The sequence below is a fragment of the Adlercreutzia mucosicola DSM 19490 genome (assembly GCF_000422625.1).
GTDB classification, from domain to species: Bacteria; Actinomycetota; Coriobacteriia; order Coriobacteriales; family Eggerthellaceae; genus Adlercreutzia; species Adlercreutzia mucosicola.
The window spans coordinates 12,774-24,836 of sequence record NZ_AUGK01000019.1 but is presented as its reverse complement, the minus strand read 5'-3'; the positions used below and the strand labels follow the sequence as shown (position 1 = coordinate 24,836).

Below are 12,063 nucleotides of genomic sequence, written 5' to 3'. Positions count from 1 at the left end.
GGCGACCTCCTGGTCGCCCTCGTCCCCGAAGCTCGCCGAGCTATCGCGAAGCGCCGGCAATCCCGGGCCCACGGGCGAGCGGGAGCTCGCCCCTACGAAGTGTGCTTCCGGTCCCCACCTCTTCCATCCAGATATTCCGGCTTGTAGGCCCAGTGGCGCATGATGGCGCACCACTGGTGGTAGGCGGCCTGGAAAGCGGCCACGTCGATGGGCTCGCGGCTGGAGAGGTGCTGGTGCAAATAGCCGTCGCCCATCATGATGAGCATGTCCAGCACCTCGCGCGGGTCCACCCCGTCGCGGAACCGTGTGAAGTCCACGTTCGCCATGAACTGGTCGTACAAGATGTCCACCTGCCGGGTCATCCACTTCGCCACCGTTTCGCGAATATCCCGGTGATCGGCGTAGAAGGCCCGCAGCGAGAACTCGAAGACCCAGGGCCACCGTCCCATGAGGGCCAGCTTCTGCGCCCCGGCGTACTCCAGCAGGTCGAAGAAGTCGTCGATGGCGCGGAACTCGTCGTCCACCACCCAGTCCACGGCCCGCTCCATCAGGTAATCCAGGGTGCGCACGTACAGGGAGCTCTTGTTGCGGAAGTAGAAGAACAGAAGCCCTTTGGACATGCCGGCCCGTCGCGCGATCTCCTCGGTGGAGGCCCCTTTGTAGTCGTGGCGGCCGAAGCCCTCGATGGACGCCCGCATGATGGTTTCCTGCCGCTCGACTGGCAGTGCGTCGAAGTCGCCGTGCCGGTCACCTTCGATTGCGTTTCGGGCCATGGTCGCCTCCTTCTTGCGTCTTACGGTGAGGGCATGCACCGTAGTGCGGGCTGTGCCCGCGTAATCAACAGGTACTGATGGGGCGCCTTGGTTGAGATGCAGGCGCAGCCTGCGCTACGAGAGAGACCGTATCCGCCTCGCGCCCGCGGGGGTTTTCTTGCTTGACCCGCCGGTCAACCTCTGCCCATTCTATCCCGTTGACCCGTTTTGCGAAGGGGTTTGCAGCCATCTTCTATAATGGGAGCCTCTGTTTTTCCGTGACGAAGCGAGGTTCCCGTGTCTGCCCAATGTCCGTTGCCGTCCATTCCGATGGAACTGCTCGCGCCTGCCGGTGGGATGGAACAGCTGCGGGCCGCGGTGGCCTTCGGGGCCGATGCGGTGTATCTGGCGGCCGACCGGTTCGGTATGCGGGCCCGGGCGGCGAACTTCGCCCTGGACGAGATTCCCGCAGCGGTGGCCTATGCCCATGAGCACGGTGTGAAGGTGCACGTCACCTGCAATATCCTCATGCATCCGGACGACATCGACGGCTTGCCGGCGTTCTTTCGCTCCCTGGATGCGGCCGGGGTGGACGCCTTCATCATCGGGGACTTGGGCGCCTTCGCCGTGGCCGGCGAGGTGGCGCCGCGGGTGGAGCGTCACGTGAGCACCCAGGCCTCGGTGGCCAACGGCGCGGCGGCCCGGGTGTGGCACAGCCTGGGGGCGAGCCGCGTGGTGTGCGCCCGCGAGATGAGCTTGGCCGACATCGCCCGCTTGCGCCAAGATGCGCCGCCCGAGCTGGAGATCGAGGCCTTCGCCCACGGTGCCATGTGCATGGCCGTGTCGGGCCGCTGCCTCATCAGCAGCTACCTCACGGGCCGATCCGGCAACAAGGGCCACTGCACCCAGCCCTGCCGTTGGAGCTACTCGCTGGGCACGGCGGGCCCGGACGCTCTGGCGGCGGAGAATGCCGGTGCGGGGCCGGTTTCGGAGAATCCGCAGCCCGTGCCAGAATTCCTGCTGGAGGAGGAGAAGCGCCCCGGCGAGTTCTTCCCCATAGAAGAGGACGGGCGCGGCGCCTTCATCATGAACGCGAAGGACCTAAACATGCTCGCCCACCTGCGGGCTTTGGCCGGTGCGGGCGTGGATTCCATCAAAATCGAGGGGCGCAACAAGAAGGCCTTCTACGTGGCCACGGTGGTGGGGGCCTACCGCCGTGTGCTCGATGGCGAGCCGTCCGAGGCCGTGGCCGCCGAGCTTGCGGCCGTGTCCCACCGCCCCTACGGCACGGGCTTCTACTTCGACGAGGCCGAGCAGGCCTGCGCCTATGACGGCTACGAGCAGGAGACCATGCACGTGGCCGATGTGGTGGCCTGCGCGCCTGCCTGCGGGGAAGGGTCGGGGGCAGTTGCGGGCCAAGGGCCGCGCCCGCGCCACTCGGCAGAGGAGGACGCCCGTTACCTGTACGTCCTCTGCCGCAACCAGTTCGCGGAACGCGACGAGCTGGAAATCCTCGCGCCCCATGAGCCGACACGCGCTGTGGCCGTACGCGACCTCTGCTGGCTTTCCACCTTCGGTCCCGACAACCACGACGAGGACGCGCCCGCCACGGTGGAAGAGGCCCTCGCCCGCGCCACCGCCGCCGACTGGGAGCCGGCCGCTGCGGCCAACCGGTCCTGCAACCTGTATCGGATCGCGGTGGACGGCCCCGTGCCCCCCGGCTCCTTCCTGCGCAAGCGCACCTTCCGCCGTTCCGCCCGCCACGGGGCCTAAGCCCCTCTCTCCGCGCTGTTGCGGCGCGGCCGCCTTGCGGGGGCGAAGGGGGTGTCCCCCTACGCGTTCGCGCCCACTCCCGGAGAGGCCCGACATCGCGCTGGGGCGCCGCTGGGGCGCAGAAACTTTCCCGCCCCGCCGGAAGCGACCGCCCCGCCGTGCTAGGATGCTCCCAAGAGCAACGAGAGAGGGGTGCGGCCGTGATCACCGTCGGCGACGTCATGAATATGAGGGCCTTCGATCGCATTTGGCTTGCGGCACCCTGCGAGGGGGCCGCATCCCGCGAGGTGGTGGGCGTGGGCACCCTGGACCACGAGCCTTTCACGGGCAGCTACGACCTTTTCGAGCGCGGCGAGTTCATCTTCACCACGCTCGGTTTCGCCGCCATGCATCCCGATCTGGCCGAGGAGGCGCTGCTGGCGCTCATCGAGCGCGATGTGGCCGCCGTCGCCGTGAAGCCCGTGGCGTTGAGGGTTCTCCCCGAGAAGGTGGTCGCCGCCTCCGCCGAGCGCGGCGTGCCCGTGTTCTTCTACGAGGGCCGCTACATGGAGCGCGTCATTGCTGACCTCATGAATGCCCTTGACGACGATGCGGCCGAGTGGGAGCGCAACCACCTTATCGACCTTATGCTGGCTCCTTCCGATGAGCAGGCCGTGCGCTCCACCTTCTTCACCATCGCCGGGGTGACGGGGGCCACTATTCAGTGCCTGGCCATCCAGGCGGTCACCGAGGACGATGCCTCGCTGCGGGCCCTGCAGAAGGTGGTGGAAGGGGTGCTCGCTGCCTACGGGGATCGCTGGAGCGATGTGGAGCGCACGTTCGTCTGCCGTTACCGCGCCATGATCCTGGGCTTTGTCTCCTTTAAGCGGCCGCCGCTGAAGGCCATCGCCATTTCCGACGCCGACCTGGCGAAGTGTATCGCCACGGCCGGCCCCCTCGTGTGCGGCATCAGTCAGGAGGTGAGCCTCGGCGAGGGCGATCTGGCCCTGCGCCAGGCCATGGCCGCCCTGCGCACCGCTCACGTCGAGGGCGGCATCGTGCGCTGGACCACCCTGCGCTTCGACGCCTTCCGCGCTGCTGCCCGCACCGATCGGCTCTACGCCCGCTCGGCCGATCTCATGCGCTCGCTGCTGTTCGACTACGATGCCGAGCACGACAGCGATTTGGGTGTCACCGCCCAGGCCTTTGCCGCTGCCTGCGGCGAGGTGAGCCGCACGGCCGAGGCGCTCTTCCAGCATCCCAATACCGTGCGCTACCGCCTGAAGAAGATCAAGGAGGTTCTGGCCGTCCAAGACCTCACCGACCGCGAGCTGGCGGCTCTCCTGCAGCTGGTGTACCTGGCCTGAGCCCGGTCCCGCGCTGGGGAGGGAACGGGCGCCCGCCCGCGCCCGCCCGCTCCCGCGCCGTCCCTGCGCCCCGCTGCTCGCGCGCCGCGATACCGCTGCGAGCTCCTCGGCTTGTGCCCAGCTGCGCATATCATCACCGGCGCTCGTTGTGCGTCTGCACAATCAGCTGCCCGATGGTTCGTCCGATCGACTAAACGATGACCCTCATCCTGCCCCTAAACTAGGCGGCGTCGAAAGGAGAACCACCATGAAACTCTTCAATGATCAGGCCACTTCCGCCATTGCCAACCTTGATGCCGCCGACGCCGCCTATTGCGCCAAGTTGGAGCAGCGCTTTGCGCATATGGGCATCAGCTCAAAAGTCGCCTCCGACGCTGTGTGTTCCCTCGTGGAGGCCGACGCCGTGCCCCAGGTCGGCATCTGGGCCGCCCTGCCCAACGCCTTCAAGGGCCTCTTCCCTCAGAAGTCCGCAACGTCCGTTGCCGCTTCCGATACGTTCGCTCCCGCCCAAGAGGCGCTTGCCTAGGCGTGCCGGCCCGCGCTACCGCCCATCGGGAGATTTCCCCGAACGCGACGAGGCCCCGCCGGAATCGTGCCGACGGGGCCTCGTTATGAATACGGTAGGGGAGGAGGGTGGCGGAGGGGTCCGCGCGCAGATTCCGCAGCGACGGAAACAGTCCTGTGGACTGTTTCCCCAAGCGAGGACTGCCCGAGCACGGCGCCCCTCCGCCACCCTCCTCCCCGGAGAAGCGAAACGAGCCAAAAAGGGCTAGTCCTCCACCTCCACCAGCTCGATGTCGAAGTTCAGGTCCTTGCCCGCCAGCTCGTGGTTCATATCGAAGGTGACGATGCCGTCCTCGATGGACTCCACGAACACGGGGAAGGGCTGGCCGCCCGGGCCCATCATATACACGGTCTGGCCCACCGGCAGCTGGTCGGCGTTGGGAATCTGGTCCACCGGCACCTTCTGCACCATCTCGTCGTTGCGCTCGCCATAGGCCTCGGCGGCCGGGATGTGCACGGTCTTCTTCTCGCCCACGGCCATATCCTCCACGGCGGCGTCGAAGCCGGGGATCATCTGGCCGGCCATGCAGGTGAACTCGATGGGCTCGCCGCGGTCCACGGACGAATCGAACTTCGTGCCGTCATCCAGCGTGCCGGTGTAGTGCACCTTGACCTTCTTGCCTTTGTTGCTCATAGGTGAGCTCCTTTCCGAAAGATGTGCGCTCTAGTCTAACGGAAGGAGCCCGTGCGGAGCCGACGGGGGTGCAAGCTGCTCCAAGTTGTCACAAACAGCGCCTTTGCGCGCACTCACAGGCGCAAGAAGGGGGTCGTTTAGCTCACTCGACGCGTTTTTGTCCCGATGAAAAAGTGGGCATTTAGCTGGTATTTCTCTGTATTTTCCCAGTTCATAGTCTTGGACAAAAACGCGTCGAGTGAGCTGCTGCTCGCTGAAAGAGCGCCTGAAATTGCCCTTTTTCGCGACAACTTCCCCAGGGGCTTGCTGGTGGAGTATTATGAAAGAGCAACCGAAAAGCTCATCTTTGTGCATGCGCTCAAGAAAATGCGGAACGCATGGGCAGCCCAAGGAATGGAGTCGCTATGACCTATAAAGCGGGAGTTGTGGGAGCGGCCGGGTTTGCCGGCATCGAATTAGTGCGCCTTCTGGCGCGGCATCCCGAGTTCGAGCTGGTGGCCGCCACCTCCGATGCCCTGGCTGGCACCCCCATCGCCAAGGCCTATCCGGCTTTCACCGGCGTGACCGACCTGGCGTTCTCCACCCACGAGGAGACCGATTTGGCCGCCTGCGACGTGGCGTTCCTCGCGGTGCCCCACAAGGCCGCCATGGCCGTGGCCGGCGATCTCATCGCCGCCGGCGTCACCGTTATCGACCTGTCGGCCGACTTCCGTCTGAAGGATCCGGCCGTCTACGAGCAGTGGTACGCGCCCCACACCGCCCCCGACCTTCTGGCCCAGGCCGCCTTCGGCCTGCCCGAGCTCACCGGCGACGAGCTGGCCGCTGCGGCCGAGCGCCGCGCGGCCGGCGAGGCGGTGCTCGTGGGTTGCGCCGGCTGCTACCCCACGGCCACGTCCCTGGCCGCCGCCCCCGCTATCCGCGCGGGGTTCGTGGACGCCGCGGCGCCCGTGGTGGCCGATGCGGTGTCCGGCGTGACCGGCGCGGGCAAGAAGGCTACCGAGCGCACGCACTTCTGCTTCGCCAACGAGAACATGGAGGCCTACGGCGTGGGCACCCATCGCCACACCCCCGAGATCGAGCAGATCTTGGGGTTGCAGGGTCGCCTCGTGTTCACCCCGCACCTGGCCCCGCTGAACCGCGGCCTCTTGTCCACGGTGACGCTGCCACTGGCCCTGGGCGCTGCTCCCAGCACCGAAGAGCTCGTGGCCCTCTACCGCGACTTCTATGCGGCAAGCCCCCTCGTGTCGGTCATGGACGCCGGCGTGCAGCCCCGCACCGCCTCGGTGGCTGGCACCTGCCGCGCTCAGGTGGGCGTGGCCGTGCACCCCGCGGGCCTCATCGTGGCCACGGGCGCCATCGACAACCTGGGCAAGGGCGCTGCTGGCCAGGGCGTGCAGTGCGCCAACATCGTGTTCGGCCTGCCCGAAACTTGCGGTTTAGAAGAGATCGCCAACCCCGTCTAAGGAGCGAATCCCATGGCAGAGACCACCTTCACCTATCATCCCGAGGGCAACGCTGCCAGCGCCCTCGGTTTTGGCGCCATCGGCACCCATGCGGGCTTCCGTCCCGATCCCGAGCGGCTCGACATGGCCCTCGTGGTGGCCGACGAGCCCTGCGCGGCGGCGGCCACCTTCACCACCAACGTGTTCTGCGCCGCCCCGGTGCGCGTGTCCCGCGAGCATCTGGACGAGGGCGCGCCCGGCCAGCCGGCCTACGGCTGCGCCCGGGCTGTGGTTATCAACTCGGGCATCGCCAACGCCGCCACCGGCGAGCGCGGCCTGGAAGCGGCCCGCGAGACCTGTGAGCTGGTGGGCGAGGCTGTGGGCTGTCCGGCCGACGAGGTGCTCGTGGCCTCCACGGGCGTCATCGGCCAACACCTGCGCCTGGAGCCCTTCGCCACCGGCGTGCCGGCGGCTCTCGCGGCCCTGGCCACGGCCGACGGGCCCGAGGCGCGCGCGGCCCAGGGCCTCGCGGCGGCCCGGGCCATCATGACCACGGACACGCGCCCCAAGCACGGCGCCGTCACCTTCTCGGGCGACGGCATCGGACATCCGGGCGCCACGTTCACCGTGGGCGGCATGGCCAAGGGGGCCGGCATGATCATGCCGAACATGGCCACCATGATCGCCGTCATCACCACCGATGTGCCCCTTACCCCGCCCGACCTGTCGGCGGCCCTCACGGCCTCGGTAAACCGCAGCTTCAACAAGGTCACCGTGGATTCCGATACCTCTACCAACGACACCTGCTTCGCCCTGGCCTCGGGCGCGGCTGCCCCGGGCGGTCCCACTTTCGCTCCGGGCACCCCGGCCTTCGCCGCCTTCCAGGAGGCCCTCGACGAGCTCACGACCACCCTCGCCCGTGCCATGGCTGCCGACGGCGAGGGAGCCACGCGTCTCATCACCGTCACCGTGCGCGGAGCCGCCACGGCCGATGATGCCGACGCGGCCGCCCGCACGGTGGCCAACTCGCCGCTCGTGAAGACCGCCGTATACGGCCACGATGCCAACTGGGGCCGCGTTGCCGCCGCCCTCGGACGTTCGGGGGCCCGCTTCAACCAGGAGGACGTGGATATCGATATACTGGGGCTGCCCGTGTGCCGCGCCGGCCTCGTGGTGGACTTCGACGAGGAAGAGGCGCTGCGTCGCTTCGAGGAGCCGGAAGTGGCCATCGAAGTGGACCTGCATGCGGGGGAGGAGTCCACGACCATGTGGACCTGCGACTTCTCCCACGAGTACGTGACGATCAATGGAGACTACCGCTCATGAAGTACGCCATGCAAGCCCGCGCCGAGGGCGTTTCCTCTACCGCCGGCGAAATCCTCTACGAGGCCATGCCCTGGATCAAGCAGGTCACGGGCAAGACCATCGTCATCAAATACGGCGGCTCGGCTATGGAAAACCCGGAGCTGGCGGCCGAGGTCATGGCCGACATCGTGCTGCTGAAGATCATCGGCATCAACCCGGTGCTCGTCCACGGCGGCGGCAAGGCCATCAACCGCGTGTTCGACCGGTTCAACATCCCGGTGGAATTCGTCGACGGTCAGCGCGTCACCACCGAGGAGGCCATGGACCTCGTGCGCATGGTGCTCACCGGGGAAGTGAACCAGCAGCTGGTAGAGGCCATGAACGCCCACGGCAACATGGGCGTGGGCGTCTCCGGCACTGACGCCGGCATCATCGTGGCCGAGCAGGCCAGCGAGCGGTTGGGCCGTGTGGGGAAGATTACCCGCATCAACACGCCGCTCATCGAGGATTTGGTGGCCGACGATTACATTCCCGTCATCGCCTCCATCGCCATCGGCGAGGACGGCGGCTGCTACAACGTGAACGCCGACATCGCGGCCGGCTACATCGCAGCGGCCATCGGCGCCCACAAGATCATCTTCCTCACCGATGTGGACGGCGTCTACGAGAACTACCCCGACCCGGCCTCGCTCATCGCCGAGATGTCGCTGGGGGAAGCCGAGGCCATGATCCGCGGCGACAAGCTGGCCTCGGGCATGATTCCCAAGCTCACGAGCTGCGTGCGCGCCCTGGAATCCGGCGTGGCCGGCGCTCACATCATCAACGGCAAGGTGCCTCACGCCCTCCTGCTGGAAATGCTCACCGACTCCGGCATGGGCACCATGGTCACCGGCCTGGCCTCGTCCCAATGCCTGAATTTGTCCCCGGTCGGCAAGTTCGCAGCCAAGCTCATCGAGAACCGTTAGGAGCCCCTTATGACCCTCGCCCGAGAAATGGCCCTGGAGGCCGAATACGTGATGGGCACCTTCGCCCGCAAGCCCGTGGAATTCGTGGAAGGCCACGGCATGGTGCTCGTGGACGACGCTGGCAAGGAGTACCTCGACTTCCTCTCGGGTATCGGCGTGTGCAGCCTCGGCCACTGCCATCCCGCCCTCGTGCAGGCCGTCAGCGACCAGGCCGCCAAGCTCATCCACGTGAGCAACTACTACTACATCGAGCACCGTGGGGAAGTGGCCCAGCTACTGTCGAATATGCTGAACGCCGACGCTCCCGAGGAGCATCCGGAGACGTGGAAGACCTTCTTTGCCAATTCCGGCGCCGAGGCCAACGAGTGCGCCATCAAGCTGGCGCGTCTCTATGCCCGTCGCCGTTCCGAGGCAGCCGGGCTCGACGGTGAGAATGCCCCGCGCCTCATCGTCACCCTGGCCAAGAGCTTCCACGGCCGCACCCTGGCCACCCTGGCCGCCACGGCCCAGCCCGCCAAGCAGGAGGCCTTCCAGCCGCTGCCGGCCGGCTTCACCTCTACACCTATCAACGATGTGGAGGCCCTCGAGCGCCTGTTCGCGACCCAAGGCGACCGCATCTGTGCTGTGATGATCGAGTGCATCCAGGGCGAGAGCGGCGTGCACCCCTGCACTGAGGAGTTCATCGGCGCCATTCGCCGGCTCACGGCCGAGCATGGGGCGCTCATGATCTGCGACGAGGTGCAGAGCGGCATCTTCCGCACCGGCCTGCCCTTCGGCTTCCAGAACTTCGACGTGCTGCCCGACATCGTCACCATGGCCAAGGGCATCGCCTCGGGCATCGTGGCCGGGGCCTGCGCGGCGAAGGCCTCCATCGCGGCGGCCTATGCGCCGGGCGATCACGGCACCACCTTCGGCGGTTCGAACATCGCCATGGCCGCGGCCCACGTCACGCTCTCCACCCTGCTGGCCCCGGGCACGGCGGCCCGTATCCAGGAGGTGGGCGCCTATATGCGCGAGCGCTTGGCCAGCCTGCCCCACGTGCAGGAGGTGCGCGGCTTCGGCCTCATGAACGGCATCGACCTCACCCACGAGGCGCCGTCCGCTCCTGATGTGGTGGCCGCCGGTCTGGAAGCCGGCCTCGTGCTGAACGCCACGGGCCCGGCCACCCTGCGCTTTCTGCCTCCGCTCATCTGCACCGAGGCCGAGGTGGACGTGCTGGCAGAGAAGTTGGCGCAGCTGCTGTAAAATATGAACATCTTCAGTGTTCGCAGGGCGGTGCTGCACAAAAAGCAGCACCGCTTTTTTGTGGCGGGGAATAATTTACCAGGTAAATCGACCAATTTTTTGTGCACGTGCACAGTGCTTTGCACAATGAATTTGCACCGTTTCCGCAGATTTTTTCTTATTCTGGGTTGACGGATCATGATTTCGGGGCATAATGCCGTCAGTTGCACAGCCAGGGGCGCAGGCTCCATAACTCGGATGGCTGGGCACTTCAGAGAGGAATCGCACTTGATGCACGCAGCAGCACATATCGCTTCGGCCGCTAGCAGCAACGCTGCGGCCGTGCTGTGTGCCGATGTCCTCGCTTCTTTCACCATGGCATTCGCTGACCGACGCCGACGTACGTGCGGTCTGCGACGCCGTAGCGCGTAAGCAGACGAACGCGCGGGGTTGCATCCCCCGTGGCTCGTCAGTATTCCGGCGGGCCAGAACGCGGGCCGTCCGGGTCCGAAAGATTGCCGTGGTGTGCCATCTCCCTCATTCTTGAATCGCGTCCTTGCGAACCGGGCAAGTCCCCCTGTCGGCACCATCCTCGCAAGAAAGGCACGATCATGTCCCAGAATCCCCTGTCCCAGAACCCCCTGCCCGTTTCCGCAAGCGCGGGCCAGCCCGATTTGGCAGCTCCCGCCTCGTCGCTGCACGACGCGCCCCAACTCGCGGCGGCTCCGGCCGCCGGCGAGAAGGAGCGGTGCGTGCTCGCCTATTCCGGCGGCCTGGACACCTCGGTGTGCATCAAGTGGCTGCAGGAGGAATACGGCCTCGACGTCATCGCCGTGGTGGGCGACTTGGACCAGGAACACGAGGGCCTCGAGGCCATCAAGGCCAAGGCGCTCGCCACGGGCGCCATCGGTTGCGCCGTGGTGGACATGAGGGAGGCCTTCGCCGACGAGTACCTCGCCTGCGCCATGGCCGCCAACGCCATGTACGAGAACAAGTATCCGCTCGTGAGCGCGCTGTCGCGGCCGCTTATCGCCAAGCATCTGGTGGCGGTGGCGCACCAGTTCGGCGCCAAGTACGTGGCCCATGGTTGCACGGGCAAGGGCAACGACCAGGTGCGCTTCGAGTCCTCGGTGCTCATGCTCGATCCGGCGCTCACCATCATCGCTCCGGTGCGCAACTGGGACTTGGGCTGCCGGGCCGACGAGATCGCCTGGGCTGCCGCCCATGGCGTGCCCGTGGCCGCCACCACCGACAAACCCTATTCCATCGACGACAACCTGTGGGGCCGGGCCATCGAGTGCGGTGTGCTGGAGGACCCCTGGCGCGAGCCGCCCGCGGACATCTACACCATGACCGTTGACCCCGCCCAGGCCCCCGATGAGCCCACTTATGTGGAAATCGAGTTCAACCAGGGCATTCCCTGCGCGCTGAACGGCGAGCCCATAGCCTTCCTCGACATCATCTACGCCATGAACGACATTGCCGGCTCCAACGGTTTCGGCCGCATCGACATGGTGGAGAACCGGCTTGTGGGCGTGAAGAGCCGGGAGTGCTACGAGGTGCCCGGCGGCCTGGCTCTCATTCAGGCCCACAAGGCCCTGGAGGACTTGTGCCTCGAGCGGGGCGTGCTGCATCACAAGCTGGGCATCGAGCAGGCCTGGGCCGAGCAGGTGTACAACGGCCTGTGGTTCTCGCCGCTGAAAGAGGCCTTCGACGCCTTCCTCTCCCATACTCAGCAGTGCGTGACCGGCATCGTGAAGCTGAAGTTCTTCAAGGGCTGCTGCACCGTGGTGGGGCGCAAGAGCCCGTTCTCGCTGTACGATTTCGGCCTGGCCACCTACGATGCCGATGACGCCTTCGACCATCAGGCGGCCAAGGGTTTCATCGACATCCACGGCCTGTCCTGCAAAGTGTGGGCCAAAAACCGCATTGCCACGGGCGCGCGGATGCCCTCTTACGACGATGTGAACCTCGCGAACACCGCCTACGGCAAGGACAGTGCCGTGGTGGAGGCCGCCGAGGAAATTCTGGAAGACGCCGCCCAGGCACTGGCATAGG

General features: G+C 66.5%; 10 protein-coding genes. 8 read left to right on the top strand and 2 right to left on the bottom strand.

The window, feature by feature from the left end; all coding sequences use genetic code 11:
- Positions 1-92: 92 nt before the first annotated feature.
- Positions 93-773, bottom strand: a complete 681-nt coding sequence (locus tag G503_RS0110570) for a TetR/AcrR family transcriptional regulator (RefSeq protein WP_016310436.1) — start codon at positions 771-773, stop codon at positions 93-95.
- 336 nt (positions 774-1,109) lie between these two features.
- Between G503_RS0110570 and G503_RS14860 the strand changes: the two genes are divergently transcribed.
- From G503_RS14860 to G503_RS14855, 3 genes are all read left to right on the top strand, one after another.
- On the top strand, positions 1,110-2,525 hold the full coding sequence (locus G503_RS14860) for a U32 family peptidase (protein WP_051191141.1): 1,416 nt from the start codon (positions 1,110-1,112) through the stop codon (positions 2,523-2,525).
- Positions 2,526-2,725: 200 nt separating this feature from the next.
- Positions 2,726-3,871 (top strand): helix-turn-helix domain-containing protein, encoded by a 1,146-nt coding sequence (locus G503_RS0110560; RefSeq protein WP_028027546.1) that lies wholly within the window; start codon positions 2,726-2,728, stop codon positions 3,869-3,871.
- A gap of 247 nt (positions 3,872-4,118) precedes the next feature.
- Positions 4,119-4,397, top strand: coding sequence for a hypothetical protein (locus tag G503_RS14855; protein ID WP_016310439.1), 279 nt, complete (start codon positions 4,119-4,121; stop codon positions 4,395-4,397).
- 243 nt (positions 4,398-4,640) lie between these two features.
- On the opposite strand, the gene G503_RS0110550 is transcribed toward G503_RS14855, so the two are convergent.
- The gene (locus tag G503_RS0110550; protein WP_028027545.1) at positions 4,641-5,069 is read right to left on the bottom strand and encodes an FKBP-type peptidyl-prolyl cis-trans isomerase; all 429 of its coding nucleotides are present in this window, start codon (positions 5,067-5,069) and stop codon (positions 4,641-4,643) included.
- A gap of 404 nt (positions 5,070-5,473) precedes the next feature.
- Between G503_RS0110550 and argC the strand changes: the two genes are divergently transcribed.
- From argC to G503_RS0110520, 5 genes are all read left to right on the top strand, one after another.
- Positions 5,474-6,532: an N-acetyl-gamma-glutamyl-phosphate reductase gene (gene argC / locus G503_RS0110540; protein ID WP_028027543.1), complete on the top strand. Its 1,059-nt coding sequence runs from the start codon at positions 5,474-5,476 to the stop codon at positions 6,530-6,532.
- A gap of 12 nt (positions 6,533-6,544) precedes the next feature.
- Positions 6,545-7,837, top strand: a complete 1,293-nt coding sequence (gene argJ / locus G503_RS0110535; RefSeq protein WP_028027542.1) for a bifunctional glutamate N-acetyltransferase/amino-acid acetyltransferase ArgJ — start codon at positions 6,545-6,547, stop codon at positions 7,835-7,837.
- The gene (gene argB / locus G503_RS0110530; protein ID WP_028027541.1) at positions 7,834-8,781 is read left to right on the top strand and encodes an acetylglutamate kinase; all 948 of its coding nucleotides are present in this window, start codon (positions 7,834-7,836) and stop codon (positions 8,779-8,781) included. The genes argJ and argB overlap by 4 nt, the downstream gene beginning before the upstream one ends.
- Before the next feature lie 9 nt (positions 8,782-8,790).
- On the top strand, positions 8,791-10,026 hold the full coding sequence (locus G503_RS0110525) for an aminotransferase class III-fold pyridoxal phosphate-dependent enzyme (protein WP_028027540.1): 1,236 nt from the start codon (positions 8,791-8,793) through the stop codon (positions 10,024-10,026).
- Positions 10,027-10,616: 590 nt separating this feature from the next.
- On the top strand, positions 10,617-12,062 hold the full coding sequence (locus G503_RS0110520; RefSeq protein ID WP_084636542.1) for an argininosuccinate synthase: 1,446 nt from the start codon (positions 10,617-10,619) through the stop codon (positions 12,060-12,062).
- The last annotated feature ends 1 nt before the right edge of the window (position 12,063 follow it).

What these genes read in the sequence shown, in the direction of transcription:
- G503_RS0110525 (WP_028027540.1), top strand. Translation starts at nt 8,791, where the DNA reads ATGACCCTCGCCCGAGAAATGGCCCTGGAGGCCGAATACGTGATGGGC.
- G503_RS0110550 (WP_028027545.1), bottom strand. Translation starts at nt 5,069, where the DNA reads ATGAGCAACAAAGGCAAGAAGGTCAAGGTGCACTACACCGGCACGCTG.
- G503_RS14855 (WP_016310439.1), top strand. Translation starts at nt 4,119, where the DNA reads ATGAAACTCTTCAATGATCAGGCCACTTCCGCCATTGCCAACCTTGAT.
- G503_RS0110570 (WP_016310436.1), bottom strand. Translation starts at nt 773, where the DNA reads ATGGCCCGAAACGCAATCGAAGGTGACCGGCACGGCGACTTCGACGCA.
- G503_RS14860 (WP_051191141.1), top strand. Translation starts at nt 1,110, where the DNA reads ATGGAACAGCTGCGGGCCGCGGTGGCCTTCGGGGCCGATGCGGTGTAT.
- argJ (WP_028027542.1), top strand. Translation starts at nt 6,545, where the DNA reads ATGGCAGAGACCACCTTCACCTATCATCCCGAGGGCAACGCTGCCAGC.
- G503_RS0110520 (WP_084636542.1), top strand. Translation starts at nt 10,617, where the DNA reads ATGTCCCAGAATCCCCTGTCCCAGAACCCCCTGCCCGTTTCCGCAAGC.
- argC (WP_028027543.1), top strand. Translation starts at nt 5,474, where the DNA reads ATGACCTATAAAGCGGGAGTTGTGGGAGCGGCCGGGTTTGCCGGCATC.
- argB (WP_028027541.1), top strand. Translation starts at nt 7,834, where the DNA reads ATGAAGTACGCCATGCAAGCCCGCGCCGAGGGCGTTTCCTCTACCGCC.